Source organism: Bacillus cereus group sp. RP32 (genome assembly GCF_040459735.1).
Taxonomy (GTDB): domain Bacteria; phylum Bacillota; class Bacilli; order Bacillales; family Bacillaceae_G; genus Bacillus_A; species Bacillus_A wiedmannii.
The window spans coordinates 3,821,993-3,841,434 of the sequence record NZ_JARVHO010000001.1 but is presented as its reverse complement, the minus strand read 5'-3'; the positions used below and the strand labels follow the sequence as shown (position 1 = coordinate 3,841,434).

Here is a 19,442-nt window from a genome sequence, read left to right as displayed (position 1 = left end):
TTCTTTGAAGTAGGGGATAGAGTACTTTAGCCGATTGTAATACTATAACGACATGTAAATGTTTCATTCGCTTGTAAAGATTGAATTCCTTTTTTTTCCTTGAAATCTTTTGCCGGATTTACTTCATCAGCAATACCGTACCAAGGTTCAATACATAAGAAAGGTGCGTTTTCGCCTGGTGTCCATACGCCGACAAATGGGAATCCGTCAAATTCTACTTTTACAAATTTATTATGTTTATGAGAACGAATAGAGATTTCATCCGTATTCATATTTTCAAAAATCAGCGCATCATTTTTGAATAAATCGTATGTAAGTGGTAATTCATTCGTATGTTCAGCAATTAATTGTTTTTTACTTGAAAGGTAAGGTCCTTCTAATACGCTTGTTTCTAAGCGTTCAGAACCATTAAATGATAAATGATAATCAGTAAATGATTCGCCCTCTAATAAGGGGAAGTTGAAACCAGGATGTGCTCCGATTGAGAAGAACATCTCTTTTGAAGCAGGATTATTTACTTCATATGTTACATGGACGATTTGTCCGTCTAGCTCATAAGAAACGAGTAATTCGAATTCGTATGGGTATTTTTTTAATGTTTCTTCATTACTAGTTACAATATAAGTGATTTTCGTTTCACTTTGTTCTTGTACAGAGAATGTAAGATCACGAGCAAAGCCGTGTTGTGTTAAAGAATATGGTTTACCATCTACGTAGTATGTATTATCTACTAATCGGCCGACAATTGGGAATAAAATTGGTGCGCGGCGCCCCCAATAAGTAGAATCGCCTTGCCATAAGTATTCAGTGTTATCTTCTTTTAAGCGAACGCTTTGTAATTCTGCACCTTTGTCAGAAATGGAAACGACCACTTTTTCATTTTGAATTGTTGCTGTCATGAAGTGAAACCTCCTAAAACTTTCATATGTTTTATTATACGTTGTCTAAAAGAAAAAAGGTAGTTAATGATAGGAATCTATTGACGAGAGAGTGTGTATTGCGTAGAATATATTCTTGTTGCTTAAAAAACGAATAACGTGGTTCGAAACCATCCCACGTAAAAAAACTAAGGAGATTTTGTCATGAATATTAGAACTTTAGTCGGTAATGGTATTTTAGCGGCATTATATATTGCTGTTTCTATGCTTATTCAGCCATTTGGCTTTACGAATGTACAGTTTCGTATTTCAGAGATGTTTAATCATCTTGTTGTATTTAATAAGAAAGCAATTTACGGAATTGTATTAGGTGTATTTTTAACGAATCTCTTTTTCTCACCTATGATCGCTTACGATTTAGTATTTGGAGTAGGGCAATCTATTCTTGCATTAGTTGCAACGATTATTTCTATGCGATTTATTAAAGGTGTTTGGGCTCGTATGATTTTTAATACAGTTATTTTTACAATTACTATGTTTATGATTGCAATTGAACTTCATCTTGCATTTGATTTACCGTTTATGTTGACTTGGTTAACATGTGCCATCGGTGAATTTGTTGTCATGGCAATTGGTATGCCTGTAATGTACTGGATTAATAAACGAGTACAATTTGAAAGATTTATGCAATAGATGAAAGAGCTATTCCTATAGGGATAGCTCTTTTTGTATGTAATCATATTGAATATAATGCTGTGACTCTTGATACAATATAATAAAATAAAGTGAGGCTTTCATTAGCTGACTACATATAAGAAGTCTTATATAAGGGGAATCTAGTATGAAATATAAAATTCATTGGTTGTATAAAACAAAGAGCGGATTGCAGACGGAATTAACGACAGATTATATGAACATAGAAGATGTATTGCAATTTGCAGAGGATTTCGAGAAAACAGGAAGAGTGAAAGAACTATCATTTTATGATGAAATGGATGCAGAATGGTCATTAAAGGAAATGAAAAAGCTGAGTAAACAAGTGGAGGAAGAGCCCCAAGAAATCCTCGTTTATTTTGATGGCGGTTATGATGTACAGACGAAAGAAGCTGGAGTAGGTATATGTGTATACTATAAAAAAGGAAATACAAAATACCGAATTCGCCGTAATGCATATATAGAAGGTATATATGATAATAATGAAGCGGAATATGCATCATTACTATATGGCATGAATATACTCGAGGAATTCGGAATTAAGTATGAAGCAGTTACACTTCGCGGCGATTCTCAAGTTGTACTGCAGCAATTGGCTGGAGAATGGCCTTGTTATGATGAGCATTTAAATCATTACTTAGATCAAATCGAACAAAAAGCGAAGCAAATGAAATTAAAACTTGTATGTGAGCCGATATCTAGAAAACAAAATAAAGAAGCGCATCAATTAGCTACGCAAGCATTAGAAGGAACAGTCATTGATAGTCATAAAGAAATAACCTAATAGAGAGGTGCAAAGGTGGATAAAAAGCAACTCATTACAGAGGTAAATGACTTATTAGAAACGTATTGTGAAGGATGTTTCTTGCGAGAACATAATCGAAAGACAAATAGTAAGTATTATGCCCATTCATTTTGTATACGACAATGTACAGTTGGAGAAACATTGAAAAAGTATGGAGAACAGTTATCATGAAAAAACATCCAGAGAAAATTCTCTGGATGTTTTTTAGTGTCTTGCTTCATTTAATTGATGCTCGCATTTACTTAATTTCTTTTCCTCATTCATTAAAAATGGCTCATCTAAATCTGTCGCAACAGATTTCATAATTTCAAGCTGAGAGCGAGCGGCTTCTACAGCAGTAGTCGCATGCTCTAATGTATCTGGATCCATTGAAATTGTCGCTGACCCTACCATTTTTTGTGCTGTTTCTACACGGAATTTCACTTCTTCAAAATCATTTACTTCTGATCCCATTATTACTTCCTCCTTTGTATATTGCGCATTTCACATAGTTTTTGCTCTGTAAAACGGAAATATACAAAGGAATAACAAAGGAAGTTACCAAGTAAGGTAACCTCCTGTTATATGTTGGATTAAAGTTTTACTACGTTAGCAGCTTGAGGTCCGCGGTTTCCTTCAGTAATATCGAAAGATACTTCTTGACCTTCTTCTAAAGCTTTATAGCCGTCACCTTGAATAGCAGAGAAATGTACGAATACATCGTCAGCGCCTTCCATTTCGATAAATCCAAAACCTTTTTCGTTGTTAAACCATTTTACTTTTCCTTGCATGTTACAATTCCTCCTAAAAACATTTGCTTTTTTCATTTAGTGAAATTCATTTGAAAGATAATATAAACTAAAAATGCTATAATCTTGAATATTCTGCTAAATGATTAATTTAAATATACACGAATTGGTAGAAATTAGTCAAGTAAGCGATTTTATTTTTTTGTATTTTTAAATAATTTTTCAGCCGAATTTTTAAATAGGTATAGGACAGGCCGAGTATGTAATATTCTTAATTGAATGCTATACATAATGAGGTGAAAGAAAGAATGAATGAGTCTTATTTATTAGATAATGAAGGAATGAGAACGAGAACCGACATACCAAATTGGGTTACAAAAGAATTTCAAAATTTTTCGAGTGTCGTGCTAGAACCAACTTTCCCATGTTATTTCGGCTTAACAGCTTTGAAAAAGAATGAACTTCGTTATTCATTTCTCTCTCATAATGATTGGAGTCATTTGCCACATACAATGTTATCTTTTTTAGAGTTAATGAAAGAGCGCCCAATTGTAAGAAGAGGATTCTTTCTTTTTGTGGAACCGGAATGTGAGGAACAATCACTGGAATATTATCGTGATTACTTTTGGAAAGTACTACAATATTTACATGAAAACGATGACCAAACATGGCCGAAGCAAATGCCTGAAGACCCAGACCATTACTTATGGGAATTTTCATTTGGTGGTGAACCGATATTCGCATTTGGAAATGCGCCAGCTTATAAACAACGAAAAACTAGGCATTTAGGAAATTCTCTCGTTATTGGATTTCAACCGCGTACCATCTTTGATGGATTAGAAGGGGATCGCCCTAAAGGAGCATATTCAAGACAAACGGTCCGAGATCGAGTTGAAAAGTGGGATCAGCTGCCGAAGCATCCTAACATTAGTCATTATGGTGATCCAGATCATCGTGAATGGAAACAATACTTCGTAGGAGACGATGTAGAGCCGATAAAAGGAAAATGTCCTTTTCTTCATAAGTTAGAAAAGTAAGAGCCATCATCCAGATGGCTCTTTTGCATATTTTGGATAAAAAAGGGTATTTTAGTAGTGAATATTTTGATGTAAGCTAGTCTATTTTTAATCATTATATCATTACTTAATAGTAAAGGAAGTAGAAAGGATAGAGCGATGTTTGGAGCGATTATACAACAAATTGTATTAGGTATTTCATTAGCAGCGCCAGTAGGTCCGATTAATATTGAAATGTTAAAACGAGGAATTGAACGAGGTTTTTGGCATGCATGGGTTGTTGGAATTGGTGGAATGACTGCAGATATTTTGTTTATGCTTCTCGTTTATTTCGGTTTATCTTCTGTGTTTATGTATACATATGTACAAGCTTTTATGTATTGTACAGGGTTTTTCTTATTATTTTATTTAGGATTTCAAAGTGTAAAACAAGGAATTTCCCACTCGAATATGGAATATAAAAAGGAAGAGGTAGGTGGTCTTAAACAATCGTTTATGGCAGGTTTTTTAATTGCGATATCCAATCCATTAAATCTTGTTTTTTGGTTTGGTATATACGGAAGTACACTTAGCTCATTGCTTACGAAGGTAACGAAACAAGAAGCCTTTTTGTACAGTCTTTGTATTATCGTTGGCATTATTTTATGGAATTTAAATATTGCTTTTTCTGTCCATTTTGGCAGAACTTTATTAAAGCAAAAAGCACTTGGCTATATAACAGCCGGAGCAGGTATTATTTTAGTAGGATATTCTATCCATTTTGCATACAAAGCTTTACAGTTGTTCACATAAGATTGAAGGGGAGATTTTTATGTATCGAACCACTATTGACGGAAAAGAAATTATTATTACGTTAGCACCAAAAATTCGAAAAGAAATTACTGATAGAAATCCACTATATGAAGCGGTATTTCAAAATGCAGCAAGATTACTACAAACAAAGCAACCAACGTTTGCAGTGAATCATGAAATATTTGGGCTCGTTATTGGAGAGGTACAAAGAGGAGAAGTAACAGTATTTGCAGTGGAACATATTATTCCAAAGCAAAATATATTTGGATCGAACAATTTTTTCTCGACAATAGAGCAGCAGGCAAATTTGTAAAGTGAATAGAATAAAATAAAAGAAATAGTCGTAACGATATGTTGCGGCTGTTTTTTTGAAAAGGGGGAAGGAAGATGAAGAGAGTAGGGAAAGAGTTCTTTTTACAACATGATATCGTTATTATGTATAGTATTTTATTTATTTTCATCATTATTTTAAAAATGCAATTTTTCACATGGATTGGTATGTTCGCATGTTTGTTTGGGATTGTTTTTTATATGTTTAACGAATATATGACACATCGATTTTTATTCCATTTAAAGCCACCTAAAAACGTATTTTTATTAAAAATGTTAAGAAGATTACATTATGATCATCATGTATATCCAGATGATTTAAAACTATTGTTTTTGCCTGTATGGTTTAGTATACCTAGCTTTACTATATATTTACTTATAGCATATGGTATAACAAAAAGTGTTACTATTACACTTTCATTTGGAATTGGAATGATTATCATGCTTCTCGTTTATGAATGGAAACATTATATTGCACATAAGCCGATTCGTCCGTTCACTAAGTTTGGAAGATGGCTAAAAAAACAGCACATATTACACCATTATAAAAATGAAAAGTTTTGGTTTGGTGTTTCAAATCCAGTATTCGATTTCATATTTGGAACGCTTAAAGATGGAAAAGACGTTGAATTAAGCGAAACAGCTCGTAATTTAGAAAAAGAGAAAAAGACAGAAGTAGTGCGATAAGCACTACTTTTTTTATCTTGAAATTTGCCGAGCGGTAAAACTCCCGCCTCAAAATTCGGCAAATATGAGGAATTTAGATGGAAGATAACTTCCTGTAAAGCTTGACTGGTGCGGGATTGCAGTACGTAAATTTTATGCTGCAAAAGTATATTAAAAATTTAGGGGAAAATGCCGAAAAATGTCTATCGAAAAATCTTTGCAGGAATGTATGGATTGTCTAAAATGGAAATAAGTTTCTGAATATTTATAAAATTTAGTCTTTAGGTATACAAGGGGTAATTGTATTTTCAGTAAGAGAGGGGATCGGAGAATGAAACGAGATGATACGTCAGCACGTAAGTTACAAAATGAAGTGAATTATACAGAGGTTGTTCAGTCAGAAGAATTTCAATTGCTATTAAATACGAAAAAGAAGTTTATCGTTCCGATGAGTATTTTCTTTTTAAGCTTTTTTATTGCATTACCTATTTTAACATCGTATTCAAAGGTGCTCAATACACCAGCATTTGGGGATGTTACGTGGGCATGGATGTTTGCATTTGCGCAATTTATAATGACGTGGTCATTATGTATGATTTATAGCAAAAAAGCAGAATCCTTTGATGAAATCTCGCAAAAAATTCTACAAGATATGCAAAAAGGGAGGGGCTGACGTTGAATATAACCGCTTTTGCATTATTTTTAATCATCGTTCTTGGTACACTCGTCATAACTTATTTTGCGTCGAAGAAAACGAAAAATGCGAGTGAGTTTTATACAGCTGGAGGGGGATTAACTGGTTGGCAAAATGGTCTGGCCATTGCGGGAGATTACATGTCTGCTGCGTCATTTCTTGGTATAGCCGGAGCGATCGCATTAACTGGATTTGATGGATTCTTTTATAGTATCGGCTTTTTAGTTGCTTATTTAGTTGTTCTATACCTTGTTGCAGAACCGCTTAGAAATTTAGGGAAGTACACGTTAGCGGATATGATTGCGGCACGTTTTGATGCGAAAAAAGTTCGCGGTGTTGCAGCGCTTAATACAATGACGATTTCGATTTTTTATATGATTGCACAATTAGTTGGGGCTGGTGCACTTATTAAATTATTATTAGGGATCGAATATACGACATCAGTTTTAATCGTTGGTACATTAATGACAGTGTACGTTATTTTTGGCGGAATGACTGCGACGAGTTGGGTACAAATTGTTAAGGCTGTACTACTTATGGCTGGTACATTTATTATTTCTGTTATCGTTTTCTCCAAATTTAATTTTAGTGTGACTGAAATGTTCGCGCAAATGAAAACAGCTACACCATTAAAAGATTCGTTTTTAAATCCAGGAGTAAAGTATAAGGATGGTCTTGATACACTGTCTTTAAATTTAGGACTAGTTCTTGGTACTGCCGGATTACCACATATTCTTGTTCGATTTTTTACAGTACGTGATGCAAAAACGGCACGGCAATCTGTTGTGTACGCTACGTGGTTAATTGGCGCATTTTATATTATGACAATCTTCTTAGGATTTGGGGCAGCAGCATTTGTAGGGAATGAGGCAATTATGAAAGCAAACCCTGCTGGTAATATGGCAGCACCTCTATTAGCTAAAGCGTTAGGTGGAGATTTCTTATTTGCTTTCGTTTCAGCAATTGCCTTTGCAACTATTTTAGCTGTAGTGGCAGGCCTTGTATTAACAGCAGCATCAGCATTTGCACATGATTTTTATAATGAAATTATTCGCAAGGGGAAATCAACGGAAAAAGAGCAAGTGTCAATGGCTCGCTATGCGTCTATTGGGGTAGCGGTATTATCCATTATACTAGCGTTATTTGCTCAAACGTTGAACGTAGCATTTTTAGTTTCATTAGCATTTGCAGTTGCAGCGAGTGCAAATCTACCAGTTATATTATTCACAATATATTGGAAACGCTTCAATACAACAGGTGCTATTTCGGGTATGGTCGTTGGTCTTGTATCAGCAATTGTTCTCGTAGCGTTAAGTCCAAATGTTTGGAACCCTGTAGCTGGAAAAGCTATATTTGTTGGGGAAGCGATTTTCCCATATACGACACCTGGAATTATTTCAATTCCGCTTGGATTCCTTGCAGCATATTTAGGAACAGTTTTATCTAGTAAGAAAGAAGACGCTGCGAAATTTGATGAGATTCTTGTGAAATCTAATACAGGTCATGGCGTTAGTGATGCATCGTCGCATTAAAAAAAGAGGGGCTTTTCGATATATAAGAAGAGCTCCTTTTTCTTGTAAATATTACTGTATTGTAAGTAGGATTTTGTCTTAATTTTGTGGAATGAAAATAAGCAGGGAGAAATTTAAATCATCATGGCACCAGCGCAGCTTTTGTGAAAAATAAGTTGTTATGGAAGGTGGAAGAAATGATGAAAACGAAACAGACTGATGAATTATTAGCGAAAGATGAGCAATATGTTTGGCACGGAATGCGTCCCTTTAGTCCAAATAGTACAATGGTAGGGGCAAAAGCAGAAGGGTGCTGGGTTGAAGATATAGAAGGGAAAAGATATTTAGATGGTATGAGTGGTCTTTGGTGTGTGAATAGTGGATATGGCAGAAAAGAGCTCGCAGAGGCGGCATATAAGCAATTACAAACATTATCATACTTTCCGATGTCACAATCGCATGAACCAGCTATAAAGCTTGCAGAAAAATTAAATGAGTGGCTTGGAGGAGAGTATGTTATTTTCTTCTCTAATAGTGGCTCGGAAGCGAACGAAACAGCTTTTAAAATAGCAAGACAATACTATGCTCAAAAAGGTGAACCGCATCGTTATAAATTTATGTCACGTTACCGCGGGTATCACGGTAATACAATGGCTACGATGGCAGCGACGGGACAAGCGCAACGTCGATATCAATATGAGCCATTTGCTTCAGGATTTTTACATGTAACGCCACCAGATTGTTATCGTATGCCTGGAATAGAAAGAGAGAATATTTATGATGTAGAATGTGTAAAAGAAGTAGATCGCGTTATGACATGGGAATTAAGTGAAACGATTGCAGCTTTTATTATGGAACCAATTATTACGGGCGGAGGCATTTTAATGCCGCCACAAGACTATATGAAAGCTGTTCAAGAAACGTGTCAAAAACACGGTGCATTGCTCATTAGCGATGAAGTAATTTGCGGTTTCGGACGTACAGGGAAGGCATTTGGATTTATGAATTATGATGTGAAGCCAGATATTATTACGATGGCAAAAGGGATTACGAGCGCATATTTACCGTTATCAGCGACAGCTGTGAAAAAAGAAATATATGAAGCATTTAAAGGGAAGGGAGAATATGAATTCTTCCGTCATATTAATACATTTGGTGGAAATCCTGCAGCTTGTGCATTAGCGCTTAAAAACTTAGAGATTATGGAAAATGAAAATTTAATTGAGCGATCTGCACAAATGGGCTCGCTTTTATTAGAGCAATTAAAAGAAGAAATTGGAGAGCATCCACTTGTTGGGAATATTAGAGGGAAAGGTTTACTAGTTGGAATCGAACTAGTAAATGATAAAGAGACGAAAGAACCAATTGATAACGACAAAATTGCAAGTGTTGTAAATGCTTGTAAAGAAAAAGGGTTAATTATCGGACGAAACGGCATGACAACAGCAGGATATAATAACGTCTTAACATTAGCACCACCACTTGTTATTTCAAGTGAAGAAATTGCCTTTGTTGTTGGAACGTTGAAGACGGCGATGGAACGTATTTAATGAATCGAGCGAGCTGTAATATACAGCTCGCTTTTGTTTATTATGTGAAATATGATAAATTTTCAAAGGGAAGGAACTTTTATGAAGAAATATGACCCTAGTCAACATTATCACATCGGTTATTATGAAGATGGATACGATTTAGAAGTGACGGCGTACAAAAGAATAAATGAACCAGTTTGGGACGCTTATATTCCGCACTATGAGGTAGACAATTTTTATAAGAAAGTGGAGGAAATGAAGCTAGGTGAATATATAGATGATTATGGCATTAAGGTGTATTCATTTAGTAATGATATTGATGATGAAGAAGCACGAATTATTTTTGAAAAATGGTTAAAAACGAATAAAATTGTTTAAAGATAAAACGAAAAAGGAGATTGCTATCTTATAAGATAGCAATCTCCTTTTTTATTAAACTTATTTACTTGCTTTCATTGCTTTATCTTTTGCACCAAAAGTGTATTTTAACATTGGTGGTGTAATCATTGTAGTTAAAATAACGACAATAACGATAGCTGTAAAGTAATCTTGTGCTAGTAGACCTGAAGAAAGTCCTGTTCCTGCGATGATAAGTGCAACTTCACCACGAGAAACCATTCCAGCACCGATAATTGCAGAAGACTTAGCGTCAAATCCAGTCATTCGTGCACCAAATCCACAACCAATTAGTTTCGTTAATACAGCGATTACTGTTAATGCTAGGATGAACCAAATTTGATTGCCAATACCGTCAAATGTAATATTCATACCGATACTTACGAAGAACACGGGAACGAACATAGCGTAAGCGATTGGTTCTACTTTCTTTTCTACTTCATGTTTGTAGTTCGTTTGAGAAATAGCGATACCAGCTGCGAAAGCACCGATAATACCAGCAATTCCTAATAGTTCGCCGAAATATGCGAATGAGAAACAGATGATAAGAGCCGCGCTCACGATAGACTCAGATACGCGTAGTGGTGATAACCAGCGCATGATCGCAGGAACACCTTTCCATCCGATTAAAATAATAGAAGCTAAGAATACAACTTTCTTCAAGATAACCATTGTTAAGTTAACATCGTCTGTACCTAAGAAGCTCATTGCAAATGCTAATAAAATAACGACAAGAATGTCATCAAATACAGCTGCGCCCAGCATAGTTGTACTTTCACGTGTTTTCATCTTTCCTAAATCGCGAAGTGTTTGTACAGAAATACTAACACTTGTCGCACATAGAAGTAACCCTAAAAATACAGCATTTCCTTGTTCCATTCCCATAACAAGACCAGAAATGTAACCACCTACGAATGGAAGAATGATACCTCCAAGTGCAACAGCTAAAGAAGAATTACGATTTGCGTTTAATTCCTCTAAGTCTGTTTCAAGTCCTGCCATAAACATTAAAAGAATAACACCGACATTACTTAATTGTGTTAGAAGCTCTGAATTTTCAATCCAACCTAATAAAGCTGGACCGATAACGATACCGACAATTAATTTACCTAGTACAGAAGGTTGACCTAATCTAACACTAAGATCACCAGCAAGCTTTGTACTTAATAAAATAAGTGCAATTTGAAAGAAAAATTCGAATTCCATCGGATCCTCTCCTCATCATTTTTATTTTTATCATACGATTTCTCGGAATTTGCCTAATGAAAATATGTAAAACCCATTAAACAAAGGGTCTTATTACAAGTTCTTTTGAACTCGTAATTTGAACCTGTAATTAATATATAATATATTTTACAAAAAATCAATGAAAAAATGGGGGCTTTTTTAGAGGGAGGCTGTGTTATTAGGGATATACATATAAGAGTAGCGTGTGGATTTTATATGTATGAAATAGTATGAAGTCTTTTTTTATTACAAATAATAAAGTCTAAATACTATTTCACAAATTATAACTGTGAAAGGGAGGCTTATCATTTGAAGTCATTAAAAAACAACTTATCTATCGTTGCTTTAGGTGGAGTAAATGAAATAGGGAAAAATATGTATGCTATTCAATATGAAAATGATATTGTCGTTATTGATTGTGGATCTAAATTTCCAGATGAAAGTTTATTAGGAATTGATTTAATAATTCCAGACATCACATACTTACAAGAAAATAAAGAAAAAATTCGCGGGTTAGTCGTGACGCATGGACACGAGGATCATATTGGCGGAATACCATATTTTTTAAAACAACTAAACGTACCAATCTATGCGACGAAGTTAACGTTAGGTTTAATTGAAATTAAATTAAAGGAGCATAATCTTCAAAATGATACAGAATTAATCGTTATTCACGCAGAATCAGAAATCGATCTCGGTTCTATTAAGACGACATTTTTTAAAACGAATCATAGTATCCCAGATTGTCTCGGTATTGTGTTTCATACACGAGAAGGTACTGTAGTACACACCGGGGATTTTAAATTCGATTTAACACCAGTAAATAACCAACATCCTGATATTCATAAAATGGCTAAAATAGGTAGTGAAGGTGTACTAGCTTTACTATCTGAAAGTACAAATGCAGAACGACCAGGTTTTACTCCATCAGAAAGATCAGTAGGAGAACGAATAGAGGAAATATTTATGAAAGCAAATAGAAAAGTAATTATTTCTACATTTGCTTCTAATGTGAATCGTGTTCAGCAAATAGTTGAAGCTTGCATAAAAACAAATCGAAAACTAGCTTTGCTCGGGAGAAGTATGGTAAATGTAGTAGAAGTTGCTCTAGAGAAAGGGTATTTACATATTCCAGACGGCATGTTAATTGAAGCGAGTGAAGTAAATCGTTTAGATCCAAAGCAGGTAGCGATACTTTGTACAGGAAGTCAAGGAGAACCGATGGCAGCTTTAGCGCGTTTAGCGAGTGGAAACTATAGACAAGTTGATGTTTTACCAGAAGATACGGTTATTATAGCCGCGACTCCGATTCCAGGAAATGAACGTAACGTTTCAAGAATTATAGATAATTTATTTGCTTTAGGAGCAAAAGTAATTTATGGATCAGGTAGTTCTACTGGAGTCCATGTATCTGGTCATGCGTATCAAGAAGAATTGAAATTAATGCTCACTTTAATGAAACCTAAATATTTTATCCCAATTCATGGAGAGTTTAGAATGCTACATCACCATAGTTTGTTAGCAGAATCAATTGGTGTCGAAAAAGAAAATATCTTTATCGTTCGTAATGGCGATGTTGTAGATATAAGTAATGAAGTGGCCGTTCAATCTAGAAAAATACAGGCTGGAAATATATATGTAGATGGATTAGGAATTGGTGATGTTGGGAATGCCTTATTACGTGATCGAAAACAACTTTCAGAAGATGGAATGCTCGTAATAGTTATTACCTTTAATAAAGTGGATGGAGAAATTATTTCCGGTCCTGATATTATCTCTCGTGGATTTGTCTATGTTCGTGATTCAGAAGAATTTTTGAAGGAATTAAATAAATTAGCTGTTATGACGATTAATAATTTAAAGAAAGAGAATGTGAATAGCTGGGGTATTTTGAAAAGAGAAGTAAGAGAGGCTTTAGGGAAGTTTATATATACTAACACGAAAAGAAAACCGATGATCCTTCCTATAATAATAGAGGTTTAAGAGTTAATAAAAAGAATTCTCGTAGGAGAATTCTTTTTTGTTTTGAAGACAGAATGAACATATAATGAAATAAATAGAAATGGAAGGAAATAAAAGATGTTATTAAACAAACGCTTTACAATTGGAGAAATGGCAAAAATGCATAATATAGCTGAATCTACTTTACGTTATTATGATGAGAAGGGAATTTTTCATCCGTCCATTGTGGACCCGCAAACAAATTATCGTTATTACACAATCGATCAATTTTCACTATTAGATACGATTAAATTTTTACGTCAATTAAATATCCCACTAAAGGAAATTAAAAAATATATTGATGAAAGAAATCCCACATACGCACTCAATTTACTAGAGAAACAACAAGAAATGATGTTGAAAAAACAAAGAGAAATTGAGTATGCTTTGGCGAAAATGGAGCATAGAATTCATTTAATTAAGGAAGCAACAAAAACAAAAGCTGAACAAATGGTAATAAAAGAGATCCCGCAGCGAAAAATAACAGCTATTGCAATTGCTCCGAATACGACGGATGATATGTTTGAGTACTACATTCATTCGTTGCAAAAAAATATGAGGCAAATGGATGATAGCTTGTTTTCTGGAGATATCGGTGTAACAGTTGCGAAAAAAGGATTATTGCAAAATGAGTTTCAAGCATATAGCAGTGTTTTTATTCTTTTGGATTATATGCCTTTTCAAGTACAGAGTTCAGATGAAATTAAAGAAGGTATGTTTGCCTGTGTATATCATCATGGGCCATATGAAGAAACTGATGAAACATATAAAAAGCTAATGAAATATATTGATCAAGAAGGATACGAAATAAGTGGAGATGCGATTGAGATTGCATTAATTGATTGGTCTGTAACAGAAAATCCAGAGGAGCAAGTAACAGAAATTCAAATTCCTATCATGAAAAAACAAAGCAATAAGTTGTAGGACTCGTATCATTACAAATTGGCCGCAAACATGATAATTAAGTTGCCTATTTTTTAATTCTCTATTGACCTTCAAGTAACTTGAAGGTTTAAACTGTGAACAGAGCATTGAAAAAGGAGCATTTATATGATGGAAACAACAGAAAAGTTAAGAGAAAAACCAATAAAAAGTTTATTTATTTCATATTTAATACCAGCTGTTCTTGGAATGGTATTAATGTCAGTTAATATTGTGATTGATGCGGTTATGATTAGCAGGGGAGTTGGAGCGAACGGATTAGCGGGAGTAAACGTGGCTATTCCAGCATTTTCAATTTTCTTCTCTATTTCATTGTGGATTGGAATGGGCGGAGCAACGTTATATTCCATTGCACTAGGTGAAAATAAATTAGATAGAGCAAGATCTATTTTTACTCAATCCATGACGGTAGCAGTAATTATCGTAGGTGTTTTAGCAGCGATTTGCTTATGGAGAATAGAAGATTTAGCATACTTATTCGGTGCAAACGAAGTGATTTTACCGTATGCGTTAGACTATTTACATGTATTATTAACATTTGGAATGATATACGTTTTAGAAAATATTTTAAGTACATTTATACGAAATGACGGAAATCCTAATTTAGCAATGGCAGGTCTAGTTGTAACTGCTGTATTAAATATAGTGTTTGACTATATCTTTATTTTCATCTTTGGATGGGGCGTAACAGGTGCTGCTTCAGCGACTATTCTTTCAGCAGCGATTGGATTCCTTGTATTATTAACGCACTTTTTTAGAAAAAGTAGTATTTTAAAATGGACGAAATTCCATTTTGAATGGGATACAGTTAAACAAATTATGATCATAGGTTTCCCTAGCTTTACAGCAGAAAGTACAGTAGCGATTGTTACGATTGGTTTTAATATTGCATTCGTTCGATATGCAGGAGAAGTAGGAGTCGCTTCTTATGCGATGGTGAACAGTATTCATGCGATGACATTACTACTATTCTTCGGTGTTGGAGCAGCGTTACAACCGATCGCTAGTTTCCATTACGGGGCAAATTTATCAGAAAGATTGCGTGAAGGATTAAAGTTCGCTGTAAAAATTGCGGTAGTACTCGGTGGTATTGCAATAGTTATCGGATTATTCTTTGGGAAATATATTATTGGTCTATTTGATGTCCAATCTCCAGAGTTATTGGAGTTAACATTAACGGGTATTAGCTTGTTCTTTATCCAATATGTATTTTTAGGATATAACATTGTGTATGGAGAGTACTTCCAATCAGTGCGACAAACGACAAAATCAGTGCTGATTATAATGAGCCGAGGGTTACTATTTATTATTCCATTATTATGGATTATGCCAAAATTATTTGGGATAAATGGAATTTGGCTCGTTATGCCAGTAGCTGAAGTATTGACAGCGATTATCGTATTTACGATGAATCGTATGAAACATCCTGTTCCATTAAATATGGCGGGAGAGAAAGAAGCGATATAATGAAGAAAATCCCCTTGAGCAAGTAAGGGGATTTTTTTACTCTTTTAAACTAATCGCAAAAGATCCATCTGTTTCTTGAACAGACGCGAAAGCAACGCTTTTAATATTAGTGATGCCCTTTTCTTTTAATTCTTTATATAACCATTTTTCGTCTTTATGAATTAACTTTAAGTTATCGTATTGAATTTGCGAATCAACGATAAGGGCAATTGGTAATCCAGCATACGTAACATCTATGTTTAAATCTTTTGGAGTTAATGGTACAAGTTCACGCTTTGGTAAAATGCTAATGGCTCCATTCGCTTCTAAAATAGCATATTCAATTTCGTGAACACTTGGGTATCCTGCGACGCGAAGGTTAGAAAGTAGTTCAGCAATTGGATATCTACTTTTTTGTAAGTTCTCAAAAATAATATCACCATGTTTAATTAAAATGATAGGGTGCCCGAGAATGAAACGATTTAGTTTGTTTAGTAAACTTAATTTTGTAAGAAGCAAATGTAAACACGTAATAACGACCATGCCGAGAAAAGCTTGCAAAGCACCAGAGACTGGTATGGCCTGAAAAGCTAAATAAGATAAAAAGATAATAGCACCAAAATCATGAGGAGTTAGTTGTGCTAAAGCTGATTTACCGAGCATTTTAAGTGATAGTAAAAATAAGATGAAAAAGAATGATACGTTACATAAAAAGAGAAGCAATAGAGACACTCCTTCGTGCAAAGTTGTACTTACTGTTCCCGAAAGAAATATAAATATTACTTTCCAGAGGATAAATTAGGCTGAATTGGAATTTGTCTGTATACAAACAAATAAATGGATATTATCATGAAAGAAGCAAAGAACATAGGAGTATATGGATATGAAAAAGAAGAAAATAATTAAGTATATGATAGGAATTATAATGATTTGCGCCGTTTATGCAGGATTTTTACAATATAACATATATAAGCATGGGCATATGAACGCGACCTACGATGCGGATTATATAATTGTATTAGGATCGAAAGTAAATGGGACGAAACCATCTTACTCATTACAATATCGTATTGAGGAAGCAGCTGAATATTTAAAATCACATGAGAAAACAATTGCGATTGTGTCTGGAGGGAAAGGAAAAGGAGAAGATATTTCAGAAGCATTAGCAATGAAATATGAATTAATGAAACTAAAAATTGCAGAAGACCGTATCATTATGGAAGATAAGTCAACGAGTACAGATGAGAATATTAAATTCTCAAAACCTTTAATTCCGGACAATATGAAAAAGGGAATGATCGTAACAAACGACTTCCATATGTTTAGAGCGAAAAAAATAGCAGCAAAACAAGGTTTACAATTAGAAGGTCTTCCGGCCGAAACACCGAAGCGAATTGTCATTCCATCGAATATACGAGAGTATTTAGCTATTACGCAATATTGGTTTATGAATCGAATATAGAAAAAGTAATCCCATCTGGAAGTCCAGTCGGGATTATTTTTGATGAAAATCTTACAAATATGTCATGTTCATGAAAGGTAAAGCGATAGTTTCTAGAACCGATTCCTGACATAATGAAGATAACAAAAACTATTTAGAGGTGAATCGGATGAAAGGAAATAATATATTATCTTCACTATGTTACTTTAGTATCTTTTTTGCACCATTTTTACTGCCAATTATCGTCTACTTCGTTGCGGAGGATGAAGTGAAATACCACGCGAAAAAAGCATTTTGGTCACATATTTTCCCGTATGCGGTTTTATTTGGTGGATTAGCAGTATCCGGCATATATGGTTTAAGCTTCAATCAATCCGATGGTGCTGGAATTGGAATGATGATCACATATGCAGTATTCATTCTTGTAGGGATTTATTACTTCATTTGGAATATCGTAAAAGGTATTAAAGTTTTGAAAACAACGTAATAAGACAAGAAATAATTTGATGTAAACCTGTCGGTATTTGTTGATAAGTCGATATATTTGAAAAATCGTTGATATAATGCAAGGAATCGTCGATATAATTTCATTTACCGTACTAATAGACGTTTTAAAAAAGAGCAATTCAAAAAGAATTGCTCTTTTTGTGCTTATAAGTTGTGAATATTGAAAAAGATATGTTAATTTTTCATTATGAAGAGAAAAAAGGAGTGTTTTTCATGAATGAGATCATACATAAAATGGAGCAACACGTTTCAGTTCGTAAATATAAAGAAGAATCAATTCCGAAAGATGTAGTAGAAAGAATGGTGCAAGCTGCGCAGCATGCTGCTTCCTCGCATTTTGTACAGGCGTATTCTGTTATATATGTAACAGATCAAGACCTAAAGGTTAAACTAGCAGAGCTATCCGGAAATCGTCACGTGAAAGACTGCGCAGCATTCTTTGTTTGTTGTGCAGATTTAAAACGACTTGAAATGGCGTGTGAACAGCATGGTACAGAGATTAAGCATGAAGGAGTAGAAGACTTTATCGTTGCGACGGTAGATGCTTCACTGTTCTCGCAAAACTTAGCGTTAGCAGCAGAATCGTTAGGATACGGTATTTGTTATATTGGTGGTATTCGTAATAACCCGAGAGAAGTAAGTGAATTGCTTCATTTACCAGATAAAGTATATCCTATATTCGGAATGACAGTTGGTGTACCAGATGAAGATCACGGAGTGAAACCGCGTTTACCAGTAGCAGCAATTCTTCATGAAAATGGGTATGATGAAAAGAAATATGATGAATTATTAAACGAATACGATGAAACGATGAGCTCGTATTACAAAGAAAGATCAGCAAACAAGAAAAACGTAACATGGACGGAATCAATGAGTTCGTTTATGGCTAAAGAAAAAAGAATGCATATGAAAGAGTTTTTAAGTGAAAAAGGATTTAATGAGAAATGAGTAAAAAGGCAGACCTGCATGCAGGTCTGCCTTTTTTGGAGGAGAAAAATGAAGCAAGCTTTAATCGTTTTATCTTGAAAAACTTACTTATAATAAATGCAAACTTTCAATAAGAAGATACATACCTGTACAACTCAAAAGGATGTACGTAAATATTTTAAAAATCCGTTGATTAAGCCATTTGAAAATAAATTGACCTATATACAAACCTAGAAATACGATTGGAATAGCATATAAACTGGATTCCCAAATTGTTTTGTTTGTCCCAGTGAAGAGTATTTGAGTTAGTAGGCTAATGAAATATATAAATAGATAAAAAGCCAATGTAGTTGCTCGTAACTTCTCCTTTTTCGTATCAGTTCCTGTAAAATAAAGTAACAGTGGAGGTCCTGGCATACCGATACTTGTCGTTAAAAGACCAGATAATCCACCAACTATGAAATCTCTAGATTTTGTTGATTGAATCTTAAAGTTGCATATTAGCATCAACGTTAATAGTAAGAGCAAGATGCTAATTGCTAATTTAAATGTGTTGATGTTAATGGAAGTGAAAATGATAATACCAAAAGGAACACCAACTATACTTCCGAAAATTAATCTTTTCAGTAGAATAAAATCAATGTCCATTCTTATTTTCCAGATGAGTGATATGGAAATAATTAAGGATAAAATGATATTTATTTGTATAGCTTCTTGTGGTAGAAATAACATGAGTAAGAAAGGTGTTGCCATAATAGAAAAGCCAAAACCTGTACTCGTTTGTAAAATAGAAGCTACTAATATAATACATATGAAAATGAATATAATCTCCAAAATAGCCCTCCTACATAATCAGATCCAATACATATTTTAACATAAAGTGAAACTT

The 19,442-nt window shown here is 34.3% G+C and carries 23 protein-coding genes and 1 riboswitch; of the genes, 17 read left to right on the top strand and 6 right to left on the bottom strand.

The window, feature by feature from the left end:
• Positions 1–26: 26 nt before the first annotated feature.
• Positions 27–899, bottom strand: coding sequence for an aldose 1-epimerase family protein (locus QCI46_RS19695; RefSeq protein ID WP_353841221.1), 873 nt, complete (start codon positions 897–899; stop codon positions 27–29).
• A 132-nt stretch (positions 900–1,031) separates the two neighbouring features.
• Positions 1,032–1,076, top strand: a riboswitch (PreQ1 riboswitch).
• 6 nt (positions 1,077–1,082) lie between these two features.
• Here QCI46_RS19695 and QCI46_RS19690 point away from each other — a divergent pair.
• The 3 genes from QCI46_RS19690 to QCI46_RS19680 all read left to right on the top strand — a co-directional run bounded on the left by QCI46_RS19690 (position 1,083) and on the right by QCI46_RS19680 (position 2,568).
• On the top strand, positions 1,083–1,571 hold the full coding sequence (locus QCI46_RS19690; RefSeq protein WP_001026468.1) for a QueT transporter family protein: 489 nt from the start codon (positions 1,083–1,085) through the stop codon (positions 1,569–1,571).
• A 148-nt stretch (positions 1,572–1,719) separates the two neighbouring features.
• A complete protein-coding gene (locus QCI46_RS19685) occupies positions 1,720–2,376 on the top strand; it encodes a ribonuclease H family protein (protein ID WP_353841220.1) in 657 nt (218 codons plus the stop codon).
• Positions 2,377–2,391: 15 nt separating this feature from the next.
• The gene (locus QCI46_RS19680; RefSeq protein WP_000358801.1) at positions 2,392–2,568 is read left to right on the top strand and encodes a zinc-finger domain-containing protein; all 177 of its coding nucleotides are present in this window, start codon (positions 2,392–2,394) and stop codon (positions 2,566–2,568) included.
• 33 nt (positions 2,569–2,601) lie between these two features.
• Here the strand turns inward: QCI46_RS19680 and QCI46_RS19675 are convergent, their stop codons facing one another.
• Both QCI46_RS19675 and cspB read right to left on the bottom strand, forming a co-directional pair.
• Positions 2,602–2,850, bottom strand: coding sequence for a DUF2564 family protein (locus QCI46_RS19675; RefSeq protein ID WP_000534395.1), 249 nt, complete (start codon positions 2,848–2,850; stop codon positions 2,602–2,604).
• Positions 2,851–2,969: 119 nt separating this feature from the next.
• Positions 2,970–3,167, bottom strand: a complete 198-nt coding sequence (gene cspB, locus QCI46_RS19670) for a cold shock-like protein CspB (RefSeq protein WP_001161731.1) — start codon at positions 3,165–3,167, stop codon at positions 2,970–2,972.
• A gap of 266 nt (positions 3,168–3,433) precedes the next feature.
• Here cspB and QCI46_RS19665 point away from each other — a divergent pair, with 266 nt between their 5' ends.
• The 8 genes from QCI46_RS19665 to QCI46_RS19630 all read left to right on the top strand — a co-directional run bounded on the left by QCI46_RS19665 (position 3,434) and on the right by QCI46_RS19630 (position 10,044).
• A complete protein-coding gene (locus QCI46_RS19665; protein WP_223697383.1) occupies positions 3,434–4,162 on the top strand; it encodes a YqcI/YcgG family protein in 729 nt (242 codons plus the stop codon).
• Positions 4,163–4,300: 138 nt separating this feature from the next.
• A complete protein-coding gene (locus QCI46_RS19660) occupies positions 4,301–4,933 on the top strand; it encodes a LysE family transporter (RefSeq protein WP_327959766.1) in 633 nt (210 codons plus the stop codon).
• 19 nt (positions 4,934–4,952) lie between these two features.
• A complete protein-coding gene (locus QCI46_RS19655; RefSeq protein ID WP_075308841.1) occupies positions 4,953–5,246 on the top strand; it encodes a cytoplasmic protein in 294 nt (97 codons plus the stop codon).
• A gap of 74 nt (positions 5,247–5,320) precedes the next feature.
• Entirely contained in the window at positions 5,321–5,950 is a 630-nt protein-coding gene (locus QCI46_RS19650; RefSeq protein ID WP_327959768.1) for a sterol desaturase family protein, read from the top strand.
• 310 nt (positions 5,951–6,260) lie between these two features.
• Entirely contained in the window at positions 6,261–6,602 is a 342-nt protein-coding gene (locus QCI46_RS19645) for a DUF485 domain-containing protein (protein WP_327959769.1), read from the top strand.
• A 2-nt stretch (positions 6,603–6,604) separates the two neighbouring features.
• Complete coding sequence (locus QCI46_RS19640; protein WP_001027730.1) at positions 6,605–8,155, top strand: solute symporter family protein; 1,551 nt, start codon at positions 6,605–6,607, stop codon at positions 8,153–8,155.
• Between the two features lie 179 nt (positions 8,156–8,334).
• Positions 8,335–9,684, top strand: coding sequence for an aspartate aminotransferase family protein (locus QCI46_RS19635; RefSeq protein ID WP_327959773.1), 1,350 nt, complete (start codon positions 8,335–8,337; stop codon positions 9,682–9,684).
• An 81-nt stretch (positions 9,685–9,765) separates the two neighbouring features.
• Positions 9,766–10,044: a DUF3986 family protein gene (locus QCI46_RS19630; protein ID WP_327959774.1), complete on the top strand. Its 279-nt coding sequence runs from the start codon at positions 9,766–9,768 to the stop codon at positions 10,042–10,044.
• A 60-nt stretch (positions 10,045–10,104) separates the two neighbouring features.
• On the opposite strand, the gene QCI46_RS19625 is transcribed toward QCI46_RS19630, so the two are convergent.
• Positions 10,105–11,268, bottom strand: a complete 1,164-nt coding sequence (locus tag QCI46_RS19625; RefSeq protein WP_353841219.1) for a cation:proton antiporter — start codon at positions 11,266–11,268, stop codon at positions 10,105–10,107.
• A gap of 330 nt (positions 11,269–11,598) precedes the next feature.
• Between QCI46_RS19625 and QCI46_RS19620 the strand changes: the two genes are divergently transcribed.
• From QCI46_RS19620 to QCI46_RS19610, 3 genes are all read left to right on the top strand, one after another.
• Entirely contained in the window at positions 11,599–13,272 is a 1,674-nt protein-coding gene (locus QCI46_RS19620) for a ribonuclease J (RefSeq protein ID WP_353841218.1), read from the top strand.
• Between the two features lie 96 nt (positions 13,273–13,368).
• Positions 13,369–14,214, top strand: a complete 846-nt coding sequence (locus tag QCI46_RS19615) for a MerR family transcriptional regulator (RefSeq protein ID WP_353841217.1) — start codon at positions 13,369–13,371, stop codon at positions 14,212–14,214.
• Positions 14,215–14,343: 129 nt separating this feature from the next.
• The gene (locus QCI46_RS19610) at positions 14,344–15,699 is read left to right on the top strand and encodes an MATE family efflux transporter (protein ID WP_327959933.1); all 1,356 of its coding nucleotides are present in this window, start codon (positions 14,344–14,346) and stop codon (positions 15,697–15,699) included.
• A gap of 36 nt (positions 15,700–15,735) precedes the next feature.
• Here the strand turns inward: QCI46_RS19610 and QCI46_RS19605 are convergent, their stop codons facing one another.
• A complete protein-coding gene (locus QCI46_RS19605) occupies positions 15,736–16,401 on the bottom strand; it encodes a DUF421 domain-containing protein (RefSeq protein WP_000923941.1) in 666 nt (221 codons plus the stop codon).
• Positions 16,402–16,561: 160 nt separating this feature from the next.
• Here QCI46_RS19605 and QCI46_RS19600 point away from each other — a divergent pair, with 160 nt between their 5' ends.
• The 3 genes from QCI46_RS19600 (at position 16,562) to nfsA (ending at position 18,574) form a co-directional block, all read left to right on the top strand.
• Complete coding sequence (locus QCI46_RS19600; protein ID WP_353841216.1) at positions 16,562–17,140, top strand: YdcF family protein; 579 nt, start codon at positions 16,562–16,564, stop codon at positions 17,138–17,140.
• Between the two features lie 148 nt (positions 17,141–17,288).
• Entirely contained in the window at positions 17,289–17,606 is a 318-nt protein-coding gene (locus QCI46_RS19595) for a magnetosome magnetite crystal formation protein family (protein WP_087985595.1), read from the top strand.
• 233 nt (positions 17,607–17,839) lie between these two features.
• On the top strand, positions 17,840–18,574 hold the full coding sequence (gene nfsA / locus QCI46_RS19590; RefSeq protein ID WP_353841215.1) for an oxygen-insensitive NADPH nitroreductase: 735 nt from the start codon (positions 17,840–17,842) through the stop codon (positions 18,572–18,574).
• An 87-nt stretch (positions 18,575–18,661) separates the two neighbouring features.
• Here nfsA and QCI46_RS19585 read toward each other — a convergent pair whose 3' ends face one another.
• The gene (locus QCI46_RS19585) at positions 18,662–19,387 is read right to left on the bottom strand and encodes a sulfite exporter TauE/SafE family protein (protein ID WP_353841214.1); all 726 of its coding nucleotides are present in this window, start codon (positions 19,385–19,387) and stop codon (positions 18,662–18,664) included.
• Positions 19,388–19,442 lie beyond the last annotated feature (55 nt).

Coding starts and splice junctions, on each gene's coding strand:
- QCI46_RS19600 (WP_353841216.1), top strand. CDS start 16,562: ATGAAAAAGAAGAAAATAATTAAGTATATGATAGGAATTATAATGATT.
- QCI46_RS19630 (WP_327959774.1), top strand. CDS start 9,766: ATGAAGAAATATGACCCTAGTCAACATTATCACATCGGTTATTATGAA.
- QCI46_RS19645 (WP_327959769.1), top strand. CDS start 6,261: ATGAAACGAGATGATACGTCAGCACGTAAGTTACAAAATGAAGTGAAT.
- QCI46_RS19665 (WP_223697383.1), top strand. CDS start 3,434: ATGAATGAGTCTTATTTATTAGATAATGAAGGAATGAGAACGAGAACC.
- QCI46_RS19685 (WP_353841220.1), top strand. CDS start 1,720: ATGAAATATAAAATTCATTGGTTGTATAAAACAAAGAGCGGATTGCAG.
- QCI46_RS19635 (WP_327959773.1), top strand. CDS start 8,335: ATGAAAACGAAACAGACTGATGAATTATTAGCGAAAGATGAGCAATAT.
- QCI46_RS19660 (WP_327959766.1), top strand. CDS start 4,301: ATGTTTGGAGCGATTATACAACAAATTGTATTAGGTATTTCATTAGCA.
- QCI46_RS19610 (WP_327959933.1), top strand. CDS start 14,344: ATGGAAACAACAGAAAAGTTAAGAGAAAAACCAATAAAAAGTTTATTT.
- cspB (WP_001161731.1), bottom strand. CDS start 3,167: ATGCAAGGAAAAGTAAAATGGTTTAACAACGAAAAAGGTTTTGGATTT.
- QCI46_RS19675 (WP_000534395.1), bottom strand. CDS start 2,850: ATGGGATCAGAAGTAAATGATTTTGAAGAAGTGAAATTCCGTGTAGAA.
- QCI46_RS19655 (WP_075308841.1), top strand. CDS start 4,953: ATGTATCGAACCACTATTGACGGAAAAGAAATTATTATTACGTTAGCA.
- QCI46_RS19615 (WP_353841217.1), top strand. CDS start 13,369: ATGTTATTAAACAAACGCTTTACAATTGGAGAAATGGCAAAAATGCAT.
- QCI46_RS19625 (WP_353841219.1), bottom strand. CDS start 11,268: ATGGAATTCGAATTTTTCTTTCAAATTGCACTTATTTTATTAAGTACA.
- QCI46_RS19690 (WP_001026468.1), top strand. CDS start 1,083: ATGAATATTAGAACTTTAGTCGGTAATGGTATTTTAGCGGCATTATAT.
- QCI46_RS19595 (WP_087985595.1), top strand. CDS start 17,289: ATGAAAGGAAATAATATATTATCTTCACTATGTTACTTTAGTATCTTT.
- QCI46_RS19650 (WP_327959768.1), top strand. CDS start 5,321: ATGAAGAGAGTAGGGAAAGAGTTCTTTTTACAACATGATATCGTTATT.
- QCI46_RS19695 (WP_353841221.1), bottom strand. CDS start 899: ATGACAGCAACAATTCAAAATGAAAAAGTGGTCGTTTCCATTTCTGAC.
- nfsA (WP_353841215.1), top strand. CDS start 17,840: ATGAATGAGATCATACATAAAATGGAGCAACACGTTTCAGTTCGTAAA.